At 71.5% G+C, this 21,313-nt stretch carries 24 protein-coding genes and 3 tRNA genes; 20 read left to right on the top strand and 7 right to left on the bottom strand.

Annotated elements, in window-relative coordinates:
- Both ACYVGN_RS09230 and ACYVGN_RS09225 read left to right on the top strand, forming a co-directional pair.
- Window positions 1-539: DUF2243 domain-containing protein (locus tag ACYVGN_RS09230; protein ID WP_460790282.1), on the top strand; the 539-nt coding region annotated here is incomplete at its 5' end.
- A 17-nt stretch (window positions 540-556) separates the two neighbouring features.
- Window positions 557-1,036: a hypothetical protein gene (locus tag ACYVGN_RS09225; RefSeq protein WP_460790281.1), complete on the top strand. Its 480-nt coding sequence runs from the start codon at window positions 557-559 to the stop codon at window positions 1,034-1,036.
- A 47-nt stretch (window positions 1,037-1,083) separates the two neighbouring features.
- On the opposite strand, the gene ACYVGN_RS09220 is transcribed toward ACYVGN_RS09225, so the two are convergent.
- A complete protein-coding gene (locus tag ACYVGN_RS09220; RefSeq protein WP_055988447.1) occupies window positions 1,084-1,380 on the bottom strand; it encodes a metal-sensitive transcriptional regulator in 297 nt (98 codons plus the stop codon).
- Window positions 1,381-1,485: 105 nt separating this feature from the next.
- Between ACYVGN_RS09220 and ACYVGN_RS09215 the strand changes: the two genes are divergently transcribed.
- The 3 genes from ACYVGN_RS09215 (at window position 1,486) to ACYVGN_RS09205 (ending at window position 3,646) form a co-directional block, all read left to right on the top strand.
- The gene (locus ACYVGN_RS09215) at window positions 1,486-1,671 is read left to right on the top strand and encodes a hypothetical protein (protein ID WP_055988449.1); all 186 of its coding nucleotides are present in this window, start codon (window positions 1,486-1,488) and stop codon (window positions 1,669-1,671) included.
- Window positions 1,672-1,686: 15 nt separating this feature from the next.
- Entirely contained in the window at window positions 1,687-2,049 is a 363-nt protein-coding gene (trxA, locus tag ACYVGN_RS09210; RefSeq protein WP_055988450.1) for a thioredoxin, read from the top strand.
- Between the two features lie 184 nt (window positions 2,050-2,233).
- On the top strand, window positions 2,234-3,646 hold the full coding sequence (locus tag ACYVGN_RS09205; RefSeq protein ID WP_460790278.1) for an MBL fold metallo-hydrolase: 1,413 nt from the start codon (window positions 2,234-2,236) through the stop codon (window positions 3,644-3,646).
- On the opposite strand, the gene ACYVGN_RS09200 is transcribed toward ACYVGN_RS09205, so the two are convergent.
- From ACYVGN_RS09200 to ACYVGN_RS09185, 4 genes are all read right to left on the bottom strand, one after another.
- Window positions 3,598-4,080 carry a hypothetical protein gene (locus ACYVGN_RS09200; protein ID WP_134745533.1) on the bottom strand — a complete coding sequence of 161 codons (483 nt, stop codon included), beginning with the start codon at window positions 4,078-4,080 and terminating at the stop codon, window positions 3,598-3,600. The two genes, ACYVGN_RS09205 and ACYVGN_RS09200, sit on opposite strands and share 49 nt — an antisense overlap.
- A 486-nt stretch (window positions 4,081-4,566) precedes the next feature.
- Window positions 4,567-4,642, bottom strand: a tRNA-Phe gene (locus ACYVGN_RS09195).
- Window positions 4,643-4,711: 69 nt separating this feature from the next.
- Window positions 4,712-4,785: transfer RNA gene (locus tag ACYVGN_RS09190), tRNA-Asp, on the bottom strand.
- Between the two features lie 26 nt (window positions 4,786-4,811).
- Window positions 4,812-4,884, bottom strand: a tRNA-Glu gene (locus ACYVGN_RS09185).
- 187 nt (window positions 4,885-5,071) lie between these two features.
- Here ACYVGN_RS09185 and ACYVGN_RS09180 point away from each other — a divergent pair.
- Window positions 5,072-6,532 carry a peptidoglycan DD-metalloendopeptidase family protein gene (locus tag ACYVGN_RS09180; RefSeq protein ID WP_460790276.1) on the top strand — a complete coding sequence of 487 codons (1,461 nt, stop codon included), beginning with the start codon at window positions 5,072-5,074 and terminating at the stop codon, window positions 6,530-6,532.
- Between the two features lie 84 nt (window positions 6,533-6,616).
- Here the strand turns inward: ACYVGN_RS09180 and ACYVGN_RS09175 are convergent, their stop codons facing one another.
- A complete protein-coding gene (locus tag ACYVGN_RS09175; protein ID WP_055988458.1) occupies window positions 6,617-7,153 on the bottom strand; it encodes an inorganic diphosphatase in 537 nt (178 codons plus the stop codon).
- A 103-nt stretch (window positions 7,154-7,256) separates the two neighbouring features.
- Here ACYVGN_RS09175 and tilS point away from each other — a divergent pair, with 103 nt between their 5' ends.
- The 13 genes from tilS to lysS all read left to right on the top strand — a co-directional run bounded on the left by tilS (window position 7,257) and on the right by lysS (window position 19,805).
- Complete coding sequence (tilS, locus tag ACYVGN_RS09170; protein WP_460790274.1) at window positions 7,257-8,246, top strand: tRNA lysidine(34) synthetase TilS; 990 nt, start codon at window positions 7,257-7,259, stop codon at window positions 8,244-8,246.
- Window positions 8,243-9,466, top strand: a complete 1,224-nt coding sequence (locus ACYVGN_RS09165; protein WP_460790273.1) for a hypothetical protein — start codon at window positions 8,243-8,245, stop codon at window positions 9,464-9,466. The genes tilS and ACYVGN_RS09165 overlap by 4 nt, the downstream gene beginning before the upstream one ends.
- Before the next feature lie 66 nt (window positions 9,467-9,532).
- Window positions 9,533-10,084 carry a hypoxanthine phosphoribosyltransferase gene (gene hpt / locus ACYVGN_RS09160; protein ID WP_055988462.1) on the top strand — a complete coding sequence of 184 codons (552 nt, stop codon included), beginning with the start codon at window positions 9,533-9,535 and terminating at the stop codon, window positions 10,082-10,084.
- Window positions 10,085-10,364: 280 nt separating this feature from the next.
- Window positions 10,365-12,368, top strand: a complete 2,004-nt coding sequence (gene ftsH, locus ACYVGN_RS09155) for an ATP-dependent zinc metalloprotease FtsH (RefSeq protein WP_460790271.1) — start codon at window positions 10,365-10,367, stop codon at window positions 12,366-12,368.
- A gap of 8 nt (window positions 12,369-12,376) precedes the next feature.
- Window positions 12,377-12,964 (top strand): GTP cyclohydrolase I, encoded by a 588-nt coding sequence (folE, locus tag ACYVGN_RS09150; RefSeq protein ID WP_460790269.1) that lies wholly within the window; start codon window positions 12,377-12,379, stop codon window positions 12,962-12,964.
- Window positions 12,961-13,782 (top strand): dihydropteroate synthase, encoded by an 822-nt coding sequence (folP, locus tag ACYVGN_RS09145; RefSeq protein WP_460790267.1) that lies wholly within the window; start codon window positions 12,961-12,963, stop codon window positions 13,780-13,782. The genes folE and folP overlap by 4 nt, the downstream gene beginning before the upstream one ends.
- Window positions 13,779-14,177, top strand: a complete 399-nt coding sequence (folB, locus tag ACYVGN_RS09140) for a dihydroneopterin aldolase (protein WP_460790266.1) — start codon at window positions 13,779-13,781, stop codon at window positions 14,175-14,177. The genes folP and folB overlap by 4 nt, the downstream gene beginning before the upstream one ends.
- Entirely contained in the window at window positions 14,174-14,710 is a 537-nt protein-coding gene (gene folK, locus ACYVGN_RS09135) for a 2-amino-4-hydroxy-6-hydroxymethyldihydropteridine diphosphokinase (RefSeq protein WP_134745531.1), read from the top strand. Before folB ends, folK begins: the two co-directional genes overlap by 4 nt.
- A complete protein-coding gene (locus ACYVGN_RS09130) occupies window positions 14,707-15,210 on the top strand; it encodes a DUF3180 domain-containing protein (protein ID WP_055988471.1) in 504 nt (167 codons plus the stop codon). The genes folK and ACYVGN_RS09130 overlap by 4 nt, the downstream gene beginning before the upstream one ends.
- The gene (locus ACYVGN_RS09125) at window positions 15,161-15,805 is read left to right on the top strand and encodes a PH domain-containing protein (protein WP_460790263.1); all 645 of its coding nucleotides are present in this window, start codon (window positions 15,161-15,163) and stop codon (window positions 15,803-15,805) included. Before ACYVGN_RS09130 ends, ACYVGN_RS09125 begins: the two co-directional genes overlap by 50 nt.
- On the top strand, window positions 15,802-17,502 hold the full coding sequence (locus tag ACYVGN_RS09120; RefSeq protein WP_460790262.1) for a PH domain-containing protein: 1,701 nt from the start codon (window positions 15,802-15,804) through the stop codon (window positions 17,500-17,502). Before ACYVGN_RS09125 ends, ACYVGN_RS09120 begins: the two co-directional genes overlap by 4 nt.
- Entirely contained in the window at window positions 17,499-18,197 is a 699-nt protein-coding gene (locus ACYVGN_RS09115) for a DUF2520 domain-containing protein (RefSeq protein WP_055988473.1), read from the top strand. The genes ACYVGN_RS09120 and ACYVGN_RS09115 overlap by 4 nt, the downstream gene beginning before the upstream one ends.
- Window positions 18,198-18,284: 87 nt before the next feature.
- A complete protein-coding gene (gene lysS / locus ACYVGN_RS09110; protein WP_460790260.1) occupies window positions 18,285-19,805 on the top strand; it encodes a lysine--tRNA ligase in 1,521 nt (506 codons plus the stop codon).
- Between the two features lie 3 nt (window positions 19,806-19,808).
- On the opposite strand, the gene ACYVGN_RS09105 is transcribed toward lysS, so the two are convergent.
- Complete coding sequence (locus ACYVGN_RS09105) at window positions 19,809-20,921, bottom strand: DUF4192 family protein (RefSeq protein WP_460790258.1); 1,113 nt, start codon at window positions 20,919-20,921, stop codon at window positions 19,809-19,811.
- 125 nt (window positions 20,922-21,046) lie between these two features.
- Here ACYVGN_RS09105 and ACYVGN_RS09100 point away from each other — a divergent pair, with 125 nt between their 5' ends.
- The gene (locus tag ACYVGN_RS09100) at window positions 21,047-21,247 is read left to right on the top strand and encodes a hypothetical protein (protein WP_055988479.1); all 201 of its coding nucleotides are present in this window, start codon (window positions 21,047-21,049) and stop codon (window positions 21,245-21,247) included.
- The last annotated feature ends 66 nt before the right edge of the window (window positions 21,248-21,313 follow it).

Genomic DNA, 21,313 nt, shown 5'->3' with positions numbered 1-21,313 from the left:
TCCGGGAGACCTCGACGCCTACCCGGCCACCGCGACGCTCAGACCGCTACACGCTCAAATGCGATGAGCCCAACAAGTCCTACTGGGCAGCGTTCCTGCTCGGCATAGCCACCATGGCCGCCATCGACGAGATCGTCTTTCACCAGATCCTCGCGTGGCACCACTTCTACGACAACGCCACCGCAGACATCGCGTTGCTCTCCGATGGCCTGCTCCACGCCGCGGAACTGTTCGTGTTCGCGGCCGGGTTCTTCCTGATGCTGGACGCACGACGGCGCGAGCAGTTCTGGGCCGCCGCCGCCTGGGCCGGCTTCCTGGTCGGCCTGGGCGTGTTCCAGCTGTGGGACGGCCTCATCGACCACAAAGTGCTCCAGCTGCACCAAATCCGTTACGGCGTCGATCTTCTGCCGTACGACATCGCCTGGAACGTCGGCGGTCTGGTGCTGCTGGTCGCGGGGATCGTCATGACGGTCATCCTCGCGCGACGTACGCGTCCCCAGGACGCACACGCTAATCGATCTCAGAGAGGAAAGTCCTGATGGGTACGACTTCACGAGTGAGCGGTGTGATCCGCGCGGCTGGCATCGGAGCTGTCGCCGGACTGGCCGGTGGGTCAGCGATGGTCGTCGGCGAAAAAGTAGAGCAAGCGATCACCCGCCGTCCGAACTCATACGTGCCCCGGCGTGTGCTGCTGACTCTGCTCGGCCGGCGGCCGACCGATGCAGACAAGCCCTTCATCTCCAACCACCTGATGCACTACGCCACCGCCGCGCTCCTCGGCGCGCTTCGCGGCGTGTGGGCCGCAGTCGGCATCCGCGGCGTCTACGCCAACGCCTGGTACAGCCTCGTGCGCCTCGGCTTCGATCAGACCGTTGAGAACGCGACCGGCGTCGGCGCCCCACCGCACACCTGGCCCCGACGCGAGCTGGTGGTCGACGTGCTTCACAAGGTTGTCTTCGCCGTCATCACGGGAATCGTCGCAGACCGGATGATCCGACCGCACTTGGTCTCCACCAGGGGGCGAACCAGCCACTGACCAGGGCGACGCGCGAGGCGCGTTAGCACGCCTTCCTTCCGCTAGGGCTATGCGAGGGAGAGGAAGAGTTTCTCGAGTTCTTCGGGGCGTGTGGCATCTTCTGCGTCTGGGTCGGCGAGGCACTCGCGGAGGGCGCTTGAGATGACGAGGAAGCCGGCCCTGTCGAGCGCCTTCGAGACGGCGGCGAGCTGCTGCACGACGTCGCGGCAGTGGGCGTCCTGTTCGACGGCGGTGATGACCGCTGCCAGCTGCCCGTGTGCTCGGCGGAGCCGGTTGACGACCTTGCGCTTTGCCTCCTGGTCGTGCTCCGGTGCCGCGTCCGCGAGTGTGGGTGTGCTTGCCATGAGAGGTCCTTTCGTGAGCCCGAGTTGACAACCAGCATACCCCCGGGGGTATAGTCGGGCTACCGGCGGCGAATACTCCCCCGGGTATAGCGAAGGGATGCGCAGATGTGCCGAGCAGTGATGTGCCGCACGTGCGGCAAGACGACATGGGCCGGCTGCGGCCAGCATGTCGCGGCGGTGAAGAGCAGCGTCGCGAGCTCCGACTGGTGCGGTGGTCAGCACACCGCCGCGGAGCTGGAGGCGGCACAGGCGAACCGCGGCGGGTTCTGGTCACGCCTGTTCGGACGCTGAGGTCGGAGGACGCGCATGCCTACAAAGAACCTGACTGCTGAGACGTTCGAGAGCACCGTCACCGCCACCGGCATCGTGCTCGTGGACTTCTGGGCTGCCTGGTGCGGCCCGTGCCGCGCCTTCGCGCCCGTGTTCGAGTCCGCCTCGAACCGCCACCGCGACGTGGTGTTCGCAAAGGTCGACACCGAGGCTGAGCCTGAACTCTCGGCGGCTAACCGCATCACCTCGATCCCGACGCTCATGGTGTTCCGCGACGGAGTGCTCGTGTACTCCCAGCCCGGCGCGCTCCCGACACCGCAACTCGAGCTGCTGATCCAGAAGGCGCGTGAACTCGACATGGACGAGGTTCACCGGCAGCTCGCGCAGCGCACCGCCTAACCAACTCACACAGACTAAGAGCCCCGAAAGGAACGCCATGTGCGCACGAATCATCTGCCCTGCGTGCGGCAAGCCCACGTGGGACGGCTGCGGCCAGCACATCGAGCAGGCCCTCGCAGGAGTCCCCGAGAACGAGCGCTGCTCATGCAACTGATCACGGATCACGAGGAAAGGAGCGATCGCGATGCTGCTTGAGCGCATCTACGACGAAGACCTCGCACAGGCCAGCTACCTGATCGGCTGCCAGCGCAGCGGCGAGGCCGTCGTGGTGGACCCCCGACGCGATATCGGCGCTTATCTGGATCTCGCCGGCAAGCACGGCATGCGCATCGTCGCAGTGACCGAGACGCACATCCATGCCGACTACCTGTCCGGCACGCGCGAGCTCGCTGCGCACACCGGCGCGACCGCGTACGTATCCGACGAGGGCGGCCCGGACTGGACGTATGGGGCAGGCTTCGACACCGCCGTGCGCATGAAGCACGGTCACCAGATCACGCTGGGGAACGTCACGCTGGAAGCCGTTCACACCCCCGGACACACTCCCGAGCACCTGTCCTTCCTCATCACCGACGGCGCTCAGACCAACGAACCCGGCTACATGCTCACGGGCGACTTCGTCTTCGTCGGAGACGTCGGCCGGCCCGACCTGCTCGACGAGGCAGCCGGAGGCGTAGACACCCGCTTCGCAGGCGCCCAGGCACTGTTCGCGAGCCTGCGCGATCACTTCCTCACACTTCCCGACTACGTGCAGGTGCTTCCCGCGCACGGATCCGGATCCGCCTGCGGAAAGGCGCTGGGAGCGATCGCCGCCTCCACGGTCGGGTACGAGCGTCGCTTCTCCTGGTGGGGTTCGTACCTCGCCAACGACGACGAGCAGGGCTTCGTCGAGGCGCTGCTGAGCGACCAGCCCGATGCCCACGCCTACTTCGCGCGGATGAAGACACAGAATCGTGTGGGACCGGCCGTGATCGGAGAGTTGCCGACGCTGAGCGAGTACACGACAGCCGAGCTGCTCGTCGCCCTGGCAGAGGATCGGGTGATCTTCGTCGACACCCGTCATCACAGTCAGGTGCACGAAGGAACGGTCGCGCGTTCGCTGAACGTGCCGGGCGAAGCCAAAGCGGCCACCTACGGATCGTGGGTCTACGACCCCGAAACCGAGTTCCGGCCCCTCGTGTTGCTGGCCGACTCCCGGGCCGCCGCAGAGCGGATCCGCGACCACCTCATCCGGGTCGGCATCGACAACGTACAAGGCTTCATCACGACCATCGAGGGTCTTTCATTGGTGCGCCCCAAGACTGTCGCGCCGGATCGGCTCGGTCAGATCGATCGCGCGCTTCTGCTGGATGTGCGCAACCGGACGGAGTTCGCCGCCGGCCACATCCCCGGCGCCGACCAGATGTCCGGCGGTCGCGTCATGTGGCACACCGACGGACTGCCTGAGACCGGCACCATCGTGACTTACTGCCAGAGCGGTGTCCGCAACAGCGTCACCGCGAGTGCCCTGCGGCGGGCCGGCTACGACATCGCCGAACTAGAGGGCAGCTACGCCGCATGGTCGGCGCTACCCGACGCAACCCGACCGGCCGCCTGACTCCCGCGGTGGGACCTCGATGAACTCGGATGATGGTCAACGCCGCGCCCGAGGTGGTCTCGAATCAGACCGACACAACGGTCTCGTATCCGGTTGACATAGCCACTCGCGATCTCTAGGCCGTTGCGCACCTCCAACCCATCTGCAAGGAACTCGTAGCCATCTTGAATGATCGGATCTCCCTCGATCGGATGTCCGGCCTGGAAGCGCATCATCAACATGAGGGTCTGTCGGTCGCGGGCAGTTAAGTGGATCTGGAGCGCGGCGCGATGCTTGTCATCGAGATCCAGTTCGTGCAGCAGCGGCAGGGCAAACGCTTGCGGGTCGGACGCCATGAACGGCTGCACCGACCTGATCCTCTCCAACACGTCGTCGGGGATGCTTGCCAACGTGGTGCGGACCAGCTCGTTCCAGCGAGACTCAGTCTTGGCCATCGGGAAGTAGAGCTTGCGGGCGGAGTTGCGGCTCGGCTGCCCGCCGTCGAGATGAGCGACCTCCCACGCGAGCCCATCGAGCGCGGCGCGGAAGTTGTGGACGCGTCACCGTACCTCAGAGCCCAGTCGTCAATCGGCGGTGCGGACGGGAGTGCGGCGCGGAGGAGTGCGGTCTTTCGGTCTGCGCTGAACTCTGAACGGGTGTGAGGCGAGCCCGATTCGCTCCATGCGACGAAGTCCTGGTAGATCTCCGCCGCCAACTTGTTTGCTCGCACAAGCTTGAGCAGCGGGACACGTGAGATCTGCTCGCCGGGGATGATGAACCTGGTTCGGGGCACGGGGGCACCTTATCCCCAGGTCGCGGGGTCATCGCGGTGCAGATCCCTTGAGCCCTGTACCGGCACAAAACCGGCACAACCCGGGACCGGTCCAACCCAGGACCATCCGCAGCAACGAGAAAACCCCCGGCGAACCGGGGGTTTCAGGTGGTGGCTCCGACGGGCGTCGATCCCGTGACCTCACGATTTTCAGTCGTGCGCTCTACCAACTGAGCTACAGAGCCTCGCGAGAGGCGAACCTGTCGCGTCCTAGACGAAAGGCCTCCTTGTGAAAGAAGGCCCGTCGCTCGGAGCGACCCTGACGGGACTTGAACCCGCGACCTCCGCCGTGACAGGGCGGCACGCTAACCAACTGCGCTACAGGGCCAAACTATGGAATTGTATCAGCTCGTGTGACCCCAACGGGATTCGAACCCGTGCTACCGCCGTGAAAGGGCGGCGTCCTAGGCCGCTAAACGATGGGGCCGGGGTGAACCGCCGGGGCTCACGTGCCGACGATCAAGCATAAGCGGAGCGCTGCGGATTTTCCAATTCGGGGCGCGTCCTCCCGCATCCCGGGCGTTTCGCGGCGAGGATGAACGCGCCCTCCCGGCCCTCCCGAGCCGCGGTGTCGCGCGCCCCGGGGTGTTGCAAGTGAGACGGATGTTGTTAGTGTGACGGATGTGAAACAGGCGGTGACCAGCCCGATGGACGCCCTGGAGTCCACAGCGGAAGAGTGCGACTGCGCTCCGACCGCCGCTGAGCGACGCCGCCTGTGGGTGCCGTTCTCGCGCCGCACGGCGCTCGCGCTCGCGGGCGTCGGAGCGGTCACCCTGGGAGTGGGCCTCTCGGGCGCGGGCAGCGCCTTCGCCGTGACCTACAACCCCGACGACTACCCCTCGTGGGAGGACGTCGAGCGCGCCAAGCGCAACCAGTCCGACAAGGAAGGCGAGATCCGCCGCCTCGAGGACATGATCGCGCAGCTGCAGCGCCGCGTGGAGGAGACCCGCGCCGCCGCTGAGCAGGCCGCGAACGAGTACTACGAGGCGCAGCAGGCCTTCTTCGAGGCCTCGTACCGCGCCGAGGAGCTGCAGAAGCAGGCCGACGAGCAGGCCGCGCTCGCCGACACCGCCGCCACCAACGCAGCGCGCGTCGCGTCGCAGCTGTCGCGCGCGGGCGGCGACGGCACGTCGCTCGAGGTGCTGTTCGCCGGCTCGGCCGCGAGCGCCGACGAGCTGCTCACCAAGCTCGGCCAGATGGACAAGCTCATCGCCGGCAGCGAGACGATCTACGCCGAGGCGGCCGCGGCCCGCGACTCCGCCCAGTCCCTCTCGGACCAGGCCGAGGTCGCCCGCGCCGAGCGCGACCGCCTGCAGAAGATCGCCGAAGAGAAGATGATCGCGGCGCAGAACGCGCAGATCGCCGCCGAGGAGGCGCTCGCGCAGCAGCAGGAGCACATGGTGACCCTCGAGGCCCAGCTCGCCGCGCTCCGCGACACCACCAGCAAGACGGTCGCCGACTACGAGAAGGGCGTCGCGGCCAAGAAGGCGTACGAGGAAGAGCAGCGCCGCAAGGAGGAGGAGCGCCGCAGGAAGGCCGCCGAGGAGGCCGCCCGCCGCGCCCGCGAAGCCGCCGAGGCGGCCGCCGCGGCGGCGAACAGCGGCGGCGGCGGGGGCGGATCGCCCGCGCCCGCGAGCGGCGGCGGCGCGCCGCAGGGCTCCGGATGGGCCCGCCCGAGCGACGGATGGCGCACGTCCGGCTACGGCTCGCGCCCCAAGATGTGCGGCCCCAGTTACTGCGGCTCGACCTTCCACGCCGGCGTCGACCTCGCCGCCGGCTGCGGGGCGCCGATCTACGCCGCCGCGAACGGCACCGTCGCCTACGCGGGCCCGAACGGCGGCTACGGCAACTACATCCGCCTCGACCACGGCAACGGCGTCGGGACCGGCTACGCGCACATCGTCAGCGGCGGCATCCTGGTCGGCTACGGCCAGTACGTGCGCGCGGGACAGGTCATCGCGTACGAGGGCAACACGGGCAACTCGTTCGGCTGCCACCTGCACTTCGAGGTCTACCTCGGCGGGGCGCCGACCAACCCGATCCCGTGGATGGCCGACCGCGGCGTCTACGTCTGACCCGGCGCTTCCCCGACAGAGTGTGAAAGGGGCCCGGCCGCTCGATCGAGCGGGCCGGGCCCCTTCCGCGTGTGCGGATCTGCGTCAGGCGCGCGTGTCGGGGAACTCGCCCTCGCCCTGGGTGCGGGTCTCGCCCTCGTGCTGCTCGAAGCGCTCGTAGGCCTCGGTCACCAGGCGCTCGGCCTCGGCGGCGTCGCCCCACTGGTCGACCTTGACCCACTTGTTGGGCTCGAGGTCCTTGTAGTGCTCGAAGAAGTGCTCGATCTCCTTCTTCGTGTACTCCGCCAGGTCGCCGATGTCCTGGATGTGCTCCCAGCGCGGGTCCTTCGCGAGCACCGCGATGACCTTGTCGTCGCCGCCGGCCTCGTCCTTCATCTTCAGGACCGCGACGGGGCGCACCTTGACGCCCACGCCCGGGTACACGGCGTGGTCCATGACGACCAGCACGTCCAGCGGGTCGCCGTCCTCGCCGAGCGTGTTCTCGAAGAATCCGTAGTCGGTCGGGTAGCCGAACGTCGTGTACAGCACGCGGTCGAGGAAGACGCGGCCCGTGCCGTGGTCGACCTCGTACTTCACGCGGCTGCCGCGCGGGATCTCGATGACTGCGTCGTAGGCGCCCATGCGGGTTGCTCCTTGAAATCAGTGGGATGTAGCCGCGTCAAGCCTACTGTTCCGCTCCGGGTGCCGCTGAGTGGCGCGGTTCTCAGGCCGATACCGTTGACGCGTGCTCGATCCGTCCGTCGCCGCCGTGCGTCTCGCCGTCCGCACCGCGCTGTCCGCGCTCGACGACGGCGCGACGGTGCTGATCGCCCTCTCGGGCGGCGCGGACTCGCTCGCGCTCGCCGCGGCCGCCGCGCACGAGGCGCGCCCGCGCGGGATGCGCGTGACGAGCGTCACGGTCGACCACGGCCTGCAGGACGGCTCCGCCCGGGTCGCGGAGCGCGCGTCCGCGCAGGCCGCGGAACTGGGGATCGAGTCCCGCGTCGTGCGCGTCGAGGTGGGAACGGATGGCGGGCCCGAGGCCGCCGCGCGAGATGCCCGGTACGGCGCGCTGCGCGACGCCGCGGAAGGCGCCGCGGCCGTCCTCCTCGGCCACACGCTGGACGACCAGGCCGAGACCGTGCTGCTCGGCCTCGCGCGCGGCGCCGGCGGCACGAGCCTGGCGGGCATGGCACCCGCGCGGCGCGACGAGCGCGGCATCCTGTGGCTGCGTCCGCTGCTCGCGCTGCGGCGTTCGGTCACGCGCGAGGCGTGCGCGGCGCTCGGGCTCGAGGCATGGGAGGACCCGCACAACGCCGACGAGCGGTTCTCGCGCGTGCGCGTGCGCGAGCGGGTGCTGCCGGTGCTGGAGGCGGAGCTGGGGCCGGGCATCGCCGAGGCGCTCGCGCGCACCGCCGAGCAGTTGCGCGAGGACGCCGAGGCGTTCGCCGAGATGATCGACGAGACCATCGAGGACATCGTCGAGCCCGCCGAGGCCGGCATCGCCGTCTCGGTGCCCGCGCTCGCCGCGAACCCGGCCGCGCTGCGGAACCGGATCATCCGGCACGTCGTGCAGAGCGAGTTCGGCGTCGCGCTGACCCGCGTGCAGACGCTCGAGGTGGCCCGGCTGGTGACCGACTGGGCGGGCCAGGGGCCGATCGACCTGCCGGTCTGCACGGCGTCGCGCCGCGGCGCCCGGATCGTGTTCGCGGCCCGTTCCGCGGGGCTCGGATGACGGGCGCGGCCGAGCGGGTCGGCGGGAGGGTCGTCGAGCCCGGGCCGGTCGGTCCGCTGCAGGCGCTGGTCTCGGGGCTCGCCACGCTGACCGTCGGCGTGTTCGCTGCCGCGCTCATCCTGTTCGGCGCGCTGCTGGTGTTCGGGATCGCGGGCGAGGAGGTGCTGTCGCTGCCGTCGGTGTTCGACGTCGCCCTGCGCGGGCTGATCGGGCCGATGGGGGCCCTGGTCGGATGCGCGATCCTCTTCGAGCTGGGGCGTCGCGCGCTGGACCGCTGGATGAGGCTGCGCGCCGCCGAGGCGCGATTCCGCGAGAACCCGGCGGCGCCGAGGCTTCCCATCGCCGAGCATCGCCGGCTGCGCAGCGACCCGTTCTGGCCGCTGCGGATCGTCGCCATGTTCCTGGTGGTGCTCGGGCCGGTGACCATGATCGTCGAGCTCGTGTCGGGCTTCGAGTTCGACGGCATCGCGCTGATCGTCGGCGCGCTCATGACCGCCGCGGCGATCGGCCTGTTCGCGGCCGCGACGGCCGGCGGCACCGCGTGGAGCGCACGGCTCGACCGGATCCCGGGCCCCGTCGCCGCGACGACGCCGCGCCGGGCCGCGCGTCCGGGCGCGAAACGCAGCGGCGCGGCGTGGGTCGTGCTCGTCGTCGCGCTGCAGATCGGCGCGACGGTCTTCTTCGGCGGGGTGCTGATCCGCCAGCCCTGTCGCGGGTGCGACCCGATCGACTGGGGCGGCGGGCCGATGGAGGGCGTGATCGACGTGCTGGTCGGCGCGGGTGCGCTGCTCGTGGCGGTGCCCGTCGTGACGCTCCTCGCCTCCACGTTGCCGTTCCTGATCGGGCGGCTCCGCCGCGAGCGGCGCGCGGTGCGCGCGGCCCTCGCGGGCACGCTGGAGCCCGACGAGGACGCCGCCGTGCAGCTCGAGGCCACGGGGTCCGTCGAGTGGCTGGGCCACGGCCTGGCCGTGGTCGGCTTCTCGCTGCTCATGATCGGCTCGATCGCGTGGGGCGCGCTCGCGAACGAGGGAGCCGCCGACGAGGACGTCGCCGCGCTCACGGGCCTGCAGGTGCTGCTCGGCCCCGGCGCGGCGCTGGTCGCCGTGGCGCTGGCGGTGGGCGTCGCGGGCGTGGTCGAGGCGCGGCGGCGCCGCGCGCTCATCCACCGCGCGCTTCCCGGCTTCGACGTCGGAGCCGTCGAGGATCCGGGCGAGGACTGACGGGCAGGCCGACCGCCCCTGCGTGATCGCCGGAGGCCGCCGCCCGCCCGCCCGTAGACTCGACGCATGCGCGCGGCAGACATCCCGAACGACCTCACCTCCGTCCTCGTCACCGAGGAGCAGATCAACGAGAAGCTCGCGGAGCTCGCGCGTCGCGTCGAGGCCGACTACGCCGGGCGCAAGCTGCTGCTGGTCGGCGTGCTCAAGGGCGCGGTCATGGTCATGGCCGACTTCGCGCGCCACCTCACGCGGGACATCGCAATGGACTGGATGGCCGTCTCCAGCTACGGCAGCTCCACCAAGTCGAGCGGCGTCGTGCAGATCCGCAAGGACCTCGACACCGACCTGGGCGGCTGGGACGTGCTGATCGTCGAGGACATCATCGACTCGGGCCTGACGCTCAGCTGGCTGCTCGACAACTTCGCGTCGCGCGGCGCCGAGTCCATCGAGGTGCTCGCGCTGCTGCGCAAGCCCGAGGCCGCGAAGGTCGAGATCGACTGCAAGTACCTGGGCTTCGACATCCCCAACGAGTTCGTCGTCGGCTACGGCCTCGACTACGCCGAGCGCTACCGCAACCTCCGCGACGTCGCCGTGCTCGCCCCGCATGTGTATGCATAGTTTTTTCAGAAGCGCCTCGCACGCTCGCGCCGACGCTCCGCGCCGGACACTCGCGAGCGAGGACGGTCGCTGACGCTCCCGTCGGCAGCGCTTCGCGCTGCGTTCGGCCGCATCCGCGGCACGCTCGCTTCGCTCGCACGACGGCAGATCGGTTCCGCGGGGCGTCCGTACGCCATGGGCGAATCCCAGACGGCGCATAAGCGGCGCGGGGTAACGTGAAGCAACGTCGCCGGAGCGACAGCGCGCACGACAGGAGGGGCAGGGGGAGGACCCCCGAACCATGGACTTCAAGAAGCTCACCCGCAACCCGCTGATCTACGTCCTGCTGATCGGCGTGCTGCTCGTCGTCGGGTTCTCGCTCATCTCCAGCCTCACCGGCACGCGCCAGGTGACGACGCAGGAGGGCCTCGAACTGCTCGACGGCGGCACCGTGCAGGAGGTGCTGATCACCGACGGCGACCAGCGGGTCGACCTGCACCTGTCCGAGCCGCACGAGGGCACCAGTCACGTGCAGTTCTACTACGTCGAGGCTCGCGCGGCCGAGGTGGTCGAGGCGGTCGACGCGGCCGCGCCCGCCGACGGCTACAACGACGCCGTGCCGCGCGCCACCTGGTTCGACAGCCTGCTCTCGCTGCTGCTGCCCATCCTGCTGCTCGGCGTGCTGTTCTGGTTCCTGATCTCGAGCGCCCAGGGCGGCGGCGGCAAGGTCATGCAGTTCGGCAAGTCGCGCGCCAAGCTCGCGAACAAGGAGCATCCGGACGTCACGTTCGCGGATGTCGCGGGCGCTGACGAGGCGCTCGAGGAGCTGCAGGAGATCAAGGACTTCCTGAAGGACCCGGCCAAGTACCAGGCCCTCGGCGCGCGCATCCCGAAGGGCGTGCTGCTGTACGGCCCTCCCGGCACCGGCAAGACGCTGCTGGCGCGCGCGGTCGCGGGCGAGGCCGGCGTGCCGTTCTACTCGATCTCGGGCTCGGACTTCGTCGAGATGTTCGTCGGCGTCGGCGCGAGCCGCGTGCGCGACCTGTTCAAACAGGCCAAGGAGAACGCGCCGGCCATCATCTTCATCGACGAGATCGACGCCGTCGGCCGCCACCGCGGCGCCGGCATGGGCGGCGGTCACGACGAGCGCGAGCAGACGCTGAACCAGATGCTCGTCGAGATGGACGGCTTCGACCCCAAGGCGAACGTCATCGTGATCGCGGCGACGAACCGCCCCGACATCCTCGACCCGGCGCTGCTGCGTCCCGGCCGCTTCGACCGCCAGATCGGCGTGGACGCACCGGACCTCGCCGGCCGTCGCCGCATCCTCGAGGTGCACGGCCGCGGCAAGCCGCTGGCCGACAGCGTCGATCTCGACGTCGTGGCCCGCAAGACCCCCGGCTTCACGGGCGCGGACCTGGCGAACGTCCTCAACGAGGCCGCGCTGCTCACGGCCCGCTCGAACGCGCAGCTGATCGACAACCGCGCGCTCGACGAGGCGATCGACCGCGTGATCGCCGGCCCGCAGCGCCGCACCCGCGTGATGAACGACAAGGAGAAGCTCATCACCGCGTACCACGAGGGCGGCCACGCGCTCGCCGCGGCGGCGATGAACCACACCGACCCCGTGACGAAGATCACGATCCTGCCGCGCGGCAAGGCCCTTGGCTACACGATGGTGCTGCCGCTCGAGGACAAGTACTCCGTCAGCCGCAACGAGCTGCAGGACCAGCTCGCCTACGCCATGGGCGGCCGCGTCGCCGAGGAGATCGTGTTCCACGACCCGACCACGGGCGCGTCGAACGACATCGAGAAGGCCACCGGGATCGCCCGCAAGATGGTCACCGAGTACGGCATGACCACCGAGGTCGGCCCGGTCAAGCTCGCGTCCTCCAGCGGCGAGGTGTTCATGGGCCGCGACATGGGTCACGGACGCGACTACTCCGACCGGCTCGCCGAGCGGATCGACGAGCAGGTGCGCGGACTGATCGAGCAGGCGCACAACGAGGCGTACCAGGTGATCAACGAGAACCGCGACGTGCTCGACCGCCTCGCGCTCGAGCTGCTCGAGCACGAGACGCTCGACCACACGCAGCTCGAGGACATCTTCAAGGACGTCAAGAAGCTGCCGCCGCGCCCGCAGTGGCTCTCGAGCGAGGAGCGCCCCGTCTCGCCGCTGCCGCCCGTCCAGGTGCCGCGCCGCGCCGACGCCGCAGGCGTCGCCGCCTCGGCCGCCACCGAGCAGACCGCGAAGACCGCGACGCACCGCCCGGCGACCGGCCAGGCGCGCCCGGCCACCGCGTAGGAGGCGCCGTGGCCGTCGACAGGGAGCGCATCGCCGCGCTGACCCGCGAGCTGCTGATCGCGATCGGCGAGGATCCGGACCGGCCGGGCCTGCGCCAGACGCCGCAGCGCGTCGCGGATGCCGCGGTGGAGATGTACGGGGGAGTGGGACAGGATCCGGCCGAGCCGCTGTCGCACACGATCAGCGTGACGCACGGGCCGGCTCCCGACACGCTGCCGTCCGGGGCGGTGATCCTGCGCGACGTGCGCTTCCGCTCGACGTGCGAGCACCACCTGCTGCCGTTCGCGGGCCACGCGCACATCGCCTACCTGCCCGGCGAGCAGGTCGTCGGGCTCGGCGCCCTGCCCAAGGTGGTCGAGATCCTGTCCGCGCGCCCGCAGGTGCAGGAGCGGCTCGGCGAGCAGATCGCCGACACGATCGCGTCGTCGATCGACGCCCGCGGCGTCCTCGTCGTCCTGGACGCCTCGCACCAGTGCGTGACCATGCGCGGATCCCGCCAGACCGAGAGCACGACCGTCACGGTCGCCGTCCGCGGCGAGCTCGCGGACGCCGCGCTGCGCGCCGAGGCCATCGCCCTGATCGGGGTGCACGGATGACGCAGGTCTGGGGCATCGTCAACGTCACGCCGGACTCGTTCAGCGACGGGGGCCGGTACCTCGATCCGGAGCGCGCGATCGCCCACGGGCGGCTGCTGCGCGCCCAGGGCGCCGACGTGCTCGACATCGGGGGCGAGTCGACCCGCCCCGGATCGGAGCCGGTCGGCGCCGAGGAGGAGATCCGCCGCATCGTGCCCGTGATCGAGGCGCTCGCGGCCGACGGCGCCGTGGTCAGCGTCGATACGTACCGCGCGGAGACCGCGCGGGCGGCCCTCGAGGCGGGCGCTGCGATCGTCAACGACGTGGCGGGCGGCCTCGCCGACCCCGAGATCCTGCGCGTGGTGGCCGCGTCCGACGCGCGCATCGCACTGGGGCACTGGCGCGGTCCCTCCGCGGACATGTACGCCAAGGCCGAATACGCCGACATCGGCCGCGAGGTCGCCGCCGAGCTGACCGAGCGGGTCGATGCCGCCCTCGCGGCCGGCGTCCCGCGCGAGCGGATCATCCTGGACCCGGGCGTAGGCTTCGCGAAGGCCGGCGAGCAGAACTGGGCGCTGCTGCGCGAGCTCGACGCCGTGCAGGACCTCGGGTTCCCGGTCCTGATCGGGACGTCGCGCAAGCGCTTCCTGGCGTCCGCCCTCGGGGAGGACGCCCGGATCGAGCGCAAGGACCTCGCCACGGCCGTGACCAGCGCGCTCGCCGCGGCGCGCGGCATCCACGCGGTGCGGGTGCACGACGTGCAGGCCACGCGCGACGCGATCGCCGTGGTCGAGGCCTGGCAGGGCGGCGTGCCGAGCGAGCGGAGCGAGGCGAAGTGAACTTCGTGGACATGATCGAGCTGACCGGGCTGCGCGCGTTCGGGCGGCACGGGGTCTTCGACTTCGAGCGCGAGAACGGGCAGGACTTCGTGATCGATGTGCGGCTCGGTCTGTCGACCGCGCGCGCGGCCGAGACGGACGACGTGGTCGACACCGTGCACTACGGCGAGCTCGCCGAGAAGATCGTCGCGATCGTCGGCGGCGAGCCCGTCAACCTGATCGAGACCCTCGCGCACCGCATCGCGGACGCCGTCATGGAGGACGAGCGCATCTCGCACGCGGCCGTGACGGTCCACAAGCCGCAGGCGCCGATCGCGGCGCAGTTCCAGGACGTGTCGGTCACGGTCCACGCCTCGCGCGACCTTCCGCCGCACCGCGAGGGGAAGCACGGATGAGCCGCGACCTCACGAGGCCGCTCGACGGGATGCCGCCGGTCGAGCGCCGCGAGCCCGTGACCGCCGTGGTCGCGCTGGGCGCCAACCTCGGCGACCGCGCCGCGACCATCGCGCAGGCGCTCGCCGAGCTGCGCCGCCTGCCGCTCGTGGAGGACGTCGTCGCGTCGACCCCGATCGAGTCCGTCGCCCTGACGCTGGACGGCCCGGATGAGTCCGAGCCCGCGTACCTGAACGCCGTCGCGCTCGTGCGCACGCGCCTGGATGCGAGCGTGCTGCTGGGGCTGCTGCACGCGATCGAGGCGCGGCACGGGCGCGAGCGACGCGAGCGCTGGGGCGCCCGCACCCTCGATCTCGACCTGATCGCGTACGGCGAGCTGACCTCGGACGACGAGAAGCTGAAGCTCCCGCACCCGCGCGCCGCCGAGCGCGACTTCGTGCTGGCGCCCTGGCTCGAGGTCGATCCCGACGCCGTCCTGCCTGGCCGCGGGCGGGTCGCCGACCTTCTCCGGGCCCTGCGGGAGGGCGAGGGGTGACCCGCACCTCGCCGCTGGCGCTGATCGTCGCCGCCGTGCTGGGCGGCGGCGCGGGGTTCCTGGTCGACCACGTGCTGACGATGGGCGGCCGCGCCACGTTCACCCCGGCCGCCGGGCTGCCCATCCTGCTCGTGCTGCTCGGCGCGCTCTGCGTCGCGCTGGCGTGGCCCGTGCGGCGTTCGGTGCGGCGTGCGGACGCGCCCCGCGTCGACCCGTTCCGCGCGGTTCGCATCGCGATGCTCGCGAAGGCGTCGAGCATCGTCGGCGCCGCGGTCGGCGGCGTGGCCGCCGGGCTGCTGCTGTACGTCGCGACGCGGCCGGTGACCCCGCCGCTAGGCTCGATGGCGACGACCATCGCGACGATCGCGGCGGGGGTCGTGCTGGTCGTGGCGGCCCTGATCGCCGAGCAGTTCTGCAGCCTTCCCCCCGACGCTGGTGCAAAGGATCCGGATGACCGAGAGCCAGACGACGCCGAACCCGGAGCCGCCCGCGGGCGCTGACGTGCCGCCCGCGGCGCCGCCCGAGCCGTCGGTGGCGCCTCAGCCGTCGGCCGCCCCTCCCGCGCCGGCGGTCCTGGACCAGGGCACGTACACCGCGATCCGCGAGCCCCGCTCGGCCGCGCGCCTCGCGCTCGACGGCACGTGGCACCAGATCTCGCCCCGGTACGTCGCGTCGCAGACGCTGCAGAACGCGATCTTCGTGGCCGTGGTGCTCGGCCTCGCCGCCGTCCTCGCCGTGGCGCTCGGCCAGGTGTGGGCATGGATCCCCGCCGGCGTGCTCGTGGCGATCACGCTGATCTCGCAGCTCGTGCTGCCGCGCCAGGCGCGGGCGCTCGGGTACATGCTGCGCGACGACGACATCGTCTTCCGCCGGGGCATCCTGTGGCAGCGCATGGTCGCGGTGCCCTACGGGCGCCTGCAGCTCGTCGACATCACGCACGGCCCGCTCGACCGCGCGTTCGGGATCGCCAAGCTCAAGATGGTCACGGCCGCCGCGACCACGGGTGTGGAGATCCCCGGGCTGGGCCGCGAGGCCTCCGAGGCGCTGCGCGACACGCTGATCCACGTCGCCGAGACGAGGCGGACCGGGCTGTGACCGACCCGGCCCTGCCGCCGCGGCCTCTCGCGGAGCCGCCCGCGCCCGGCGCGCTGCCGAGCGGGGGCGGCGCCTCGTCGCTCGCGGACGGCGAGTGGCACCGCATGCATCCGCTCACCCCGCTGTTCAAGGGCGGGCTCGCGCTGATCATCGTCGCCGGCATCGTGATCGGCAACCTGCGCGACCAGCTCGTCTACTGGTTCGTCGCGGTGCTCGCGCCCGGGGTGGATCTCGGCGAGGACCAGCCGGACCCCGGCTCGGACCCGTTCGGTTGGATCATCCGGAACGGCCTGCTCGTGTGGGCCCTGCTCGCCCTGCTGATCGTCCTCGCCGTGCTCGTCGGGGCGTTCTGGGTGCAGTGGCGGTTCCACCAGTTCCGGATCACGGGCGACGACGTCGAGGTGCGTCGCGGCCTGGTCTTCCGCTCGCACCGCAGGGCGCCGCTCGACCGCGTGCAGGGCGTCAACCTCACGCGGCCGTTCCCTGCGCGGCTGATCGGCATGGCCAAGCTCGAGGTCGTCGGCGCGGGCGCCGACGCCAACGTCGCGCTCGAGTACCTCGCGACCGAGCGCGCGGAGCGCGTGCGCGGCGACATCCTGCGCCTCGCCTCGGGCGCCCGCGCCGCGCGGCAGGCCGCGCGCGACGCCGCCGCGGGGATCGCGCCCGCGCCGCGGGAGCGGCTCATCCAGGCGCTCAACGGCGGCGTGACCGGGATGATCGAGGGCGTCGATCACGCCGATCTCGTGCCCGAGAGCGTCGTGAAGATCCCGGCCGGCCGCCTCGTCGGCGCGCATGCGCTCTCGGCGCTCCCGTGGATCGGCTTCGCGTTCCTCGCGGTCGGGGTCGCGCTCGCGGTGGCCGCCGCGAACGTCGCCGACGATCCCGGCGGCCTGCTGCTGCTCGCGGGCACGGCCCTCGGCACCGGCCTTCCCGCGGTCCTCACGGTCTTCGCGGTGCTGTGGTCGCAGATCGCGCGGTCGCTGCGCTACTCGATCGCGCCGACGCCCGACGGCGTGCGCGTGACGTTCGGCCTGTTCACGACGGTGACCGAGACGCTGCCGCCCGGCCGGATCTTCGCGGTCGAGGTGTCGCAGGCCCTGCTGTGGCGGCCCTTCGGCTGGTGGTCCATCCGGATCAACCGGATGAGCGGCAAGAGCATGATGCAGGACCAGTCGTCCGCGGGTCAGCAGTTCAACACGGTGCTGCCCGTCGGCACGCGCGAGGACGTCGAGCGCGTGCTCGGCCTCATCCTGCCCGACATGCCGCACGCCGACCGCGCCCTGGTGTGGGAGCACGGCCTGCTGGGGCCCGCCGCCGGAGACCCGTTCCGGACCATCCCGCCCCGCGGCTGGTGGCGGCGGCCCGTGTCGTGGCGGCGTCATGGCGCCTTCGTCACGGCGTACGCGCTGCTGCTGCGGCGGGGCCGGATCTGGCGCAGGCTCGCGATCTTCCCGCTCGCGCGCCTGCAGGGCTTCTCGATCGCGCAGGGCCCGGTCGACCGGCTGCAGCGGCTCGCGTGGGCGCAGGTCCACACCGTGATGGGCCCCGTGTCGGGCCGGGTCACGGGCCTCGAGCGCGACGACGCGGTCGAGCTGCTGCAGAGCGTCAGCCGTGGCGCGGTCGCGGCCGCCGCCGAGGACCGCAGCCATCGCTGGATGCAGCACGTGGCCGCCGCGGCCCCGGAGCGCGAGGCATGAGGCGCGACGGACGGCTCGGCGTGGGCATCATCGGCGCCGGGCGGGTGGGTCCCGTGATCGGCGCCGCGCTCGCCGGCGCGGGGCATGCGCTGACCGGCATCACGAGCGGCTCGGACGACGAGCGCGTCGAGGCCATCCTGCCCGGCGTGCCCGTGCTCGACGCGCTCGAGGTCGTGCGCCGCAGCGAGCTCGTGATCGTCGCGGTGCCGCGGGCGGAGCTCGCGGGGCTCGTGGCGGGCCTCGCGGATCTCGAGGCCTGGCAGATCGGGCAGCTCGTGCTGCACACCGACGCGGCCCACGGCATCGAGGTGCTGCGTCCCGCGGCCGAGCGCGGGGCGATCCCGCTCGCGGTGCATCCGGCCATCGCGTTCACCGGCACGAGCATGGACCTGCGTCAGCTCGCGGCCTCCTACGCCGCGGTCACGGCGCCCGCCGCCGTGCTGCCGATCGCGCAGGCGCTCGCGGTCGAGCTGGGATGCGAGCCGGTCGTCGTCGCCGAGGAGGACCGCGCGGCCTACGCGGAGGCGATCGAGACCGCATCCGAGTTCTCACGCCAGATCGTGCGCCAGGCCACCGGCATCCTGCGCGGCATCGGCTTCGACAACCCGGGCGGCTACCTCTCCGCGCTCGTCCGCTCCACGGTCGACCACGCCCTGACCGAGGGAGACCCGCCCCTCACGCCGCCGGACGAGTGACCGGTCCCGGGTCAGTGCTGTCGGGACGCACAGGATGGCCCGCGGCGCGCCCATAGACTTGAGGGCAGACTTCCGAGGAGCTTCTTCATGACCGACACCCCTGCCGAGACCCCGTCCGAGCCGACCGACGAGGACATCTTCGAGCAGAAGGCGGTGCGCCTCGCGAAGCGCGAGCGCCTGATCGCGGAGCGCGAGAGCGCTGCCGGCGGCGCCTACCCCGTGGTCGTGCCCGTCACCCACACGATCCCGGCCCTGCGCGAGCAGTACGGCGAGCTCGAGGCGGGCGCCGAGACCGGCGAGCAGGCCGCGGTCGCGGGCCGCATCGTGTTCAGCCGCAACACCGGCAAGCTCTGCTTCGCGACGCTGCAGGCCGGCGACGGATCGCGCATCCAGGCCATGGTCTCGCTCGCGAACGTGGGCGACGCGTCGCTCCAGCGCTGGAAGGAGCTCGTCGACCTGGGCGACCACGTCGCGGTGTCGGGCGAGATCATCTCCAGCCGCCGCGGCGAGCTGTCGATCATGGTGTCGGAGTGGCAGATCGCCGCCAAGGCCGTCCTGCCGCTGCCGAACATGTACACCGAGCTGAACGAGGAGACGCGGGTCCGCCAGCGCTACCTCGACCTGATCGTGCGCGAGCAGGCCCGCACCACGGTGCGCACGCGCGCCGCCGTGATGGCGAGCCTGCGTGCCACGTTCGCGGCGCACGACTTCCTCGAGGTCGAGACGCCCATGCTGCAGGTGCAGCCGGGCGGCGCGACCGCGCGTCCGTTCATCACGCACTCGAACGCGTTCGACATCGACCTCTACATGCGCATCGCGCCGGAGCTGTACCTCAAGCGCGCGGTCGTGGGCGGCATCGACCGGGTGTTCGAGATCAACCGCAACTTCCGCAACGAGGGCGCCGACTCCACGCACAGCCCCGAGTTCGCGATGCTCGAGGCCTACCAGGCCTACACCGACTACAACGGCATCGCCGACCTGACGCAGGAGCTGATCCAGAACGCCGCGATCGCGGTCGCCGGATCCACCACGGTCACGTGGGCCGACGGCACCGAGTACGACCTGGGCGGCCAGTGGGACCGGATCTCGATGTACCCGTCGCTGTCCGAGGCCGCGGGCGTCGAGGTCACGCCCGAGACGTCGCTCGAGGAGCTCGTCGCGCTCGCCGAGAAGAGCGGCGTGGACGTGCCGCCGCACGCCACGCACGGCAAGCTCGTCGAGGAGCTGTGGGAGCACTTCGTCAAGACGCACCTCACCAAGCCCACGTTCGTGATGGACTTCCCCGTCGACACCAGCCCGCTGGTGCGCGAGCACCGCTCGATCCCGGGCGTGGTCGAGAAGTGGGACCTCTACATCAACGGCTACGAGCAGGGCACGGGCTACTCCGAGCTCGTCGACCCCGTGATCCAGCGCGAGCGCTTCGTCGAGCAGGCCAAGCTCGCCGACCGCGGCGACGACGAGGCCATGCGCATCGACGAGGACTTCGTACGCGCGCTCGAGCACGGCATGCCCCCGACCGGCGGCATGGGCATGGGCATCGACCGCCTGCTCATGACGCTCACGGGCCTCGGCATCCGCGAGACGATCCTCTTCCCGCTCGTCAAGTAGCCGTCACCGGCGGCCGCGGCGCTTCGCGCGTCGGGCCCGGCCGCGCGGCACCGGGCGGTCGAACACCCACTCTGGCAGGTGCCCGGCCGCGAGCATGGTCGTCAGGATGTCGGCCAGCCCGTGATCCGGATCCAGTTCGCGCACCAGCCCTGTGAAGTGCGCCGCGTGGGTGGACCGGCCGAGCGCCCAGGACAGCCACGCGGCCGCGACCAGAGGGCCCGCGCGATGCGCGCGCGGCGCGCAGGACGCGAGGCGCTTGGCGAGCTCCAGCGCGCGCTCGAGCCGCCGGGCCTTCGGGCGCGGGCCCTCGCCGGCCAGCCGCAGCGGCCCGTCCGGCAGCGCGACGTCGCCGCGCGACCAGGCGAGCTGCCATGCCTGCGTCGCGACGCCCTCGTCGTATCCGCCGCACCACTGCGTCAGGGCGACGTCGCGCAGCGCCGGGCGGTCGAGCAGGTGGATCAGCAGCGCGAGCGCGCGGGGCGGCAGGTCGTCGGCCTCCTCCTCGATGGCGTGCTCGATCACGGCGGGAAGGGTGGCGTCGCCGAGCCTGAGGGAGATGCGGCTCAGCTCCCGCGCCACGAGCTCCCGCTCGGCCAGGTCGCTGGGCGGCAGCTCGCATCCGTCGGACTGGGCCCGGCTCACATCGATCGGGCGATCGTCGTCGAACTCGAAGTCGTCGGGGCGGATGTCCGACAGCGGCCGGCCCGCGAACGGGCCGTCGGGCTCGAGGTACGCGCCCCAGCCGTCGGCCGCCACGCACAGCGCGTCGACCAGCTCGAGCCCGCACTCGTCGGCGCGGCGGATCACCTCCTGCACGAGCGACGCGCGCGCGATCCTGCCGTCGGGATCGCGGTAGGGGGAGTCCGTGTAGACCACGACCGCGACGCGCGTGGCCCCCTGCACGCGGCAGAGCATGCCGACCACCGTGGCGGCGTACTCGGCCAGGTCGCCGCCGCCGTCGGGCGAGGCTCGCGGCAGGTCGACGCGCATGGCGCCGAGCGTGCGCCGTGCGGCGAACGGCACGAGCACGAGGCTCTCGCGCGGCGTGCACTCCGCGAGGTGCGGCACGAGGGACAGGAGGTCGGCGGGCTCCGAGGTGCGGATCACGGTGGTCATGCGCCGATCGTCGCGGCCCGGCGCGATGCCGCGGCAGGGGGCGGGACGAACCGGACGCCGGAACCGGCCTGGGGACGACCGTCCGGCCCGGGCGACCTCCCAGGCCGCGCGCGTACCATGGCAGCGTGGACAGTTACTGGTCGGCCGTCGTGTGGTCGCTCCTGCCGACCCTCGTGATCTGCGTCGTGTTCTGGTACATCCTGCGCAGCATCCTGCGGTTCGATCGCACCGAGCGCCGCGCCTACGCGCGCATCGAGGCCGAGGAGCGCGCCCGTCGCGGCATGCCCCCGCGCGCCGACGACCAGGACCAGACCACCGCCGACTGACCGGCTCCCATCGCCGCCCGGGCATGTCTCCCCGGAGCATTACGCTGGTGTCCTACCGGGGGAAGA

The organism is Microbacterium lacusdiani, from assembly GCF_054779895.1.
This window is presented reverse-complemented; position numbering and strand designations above follow the sequence as displayed.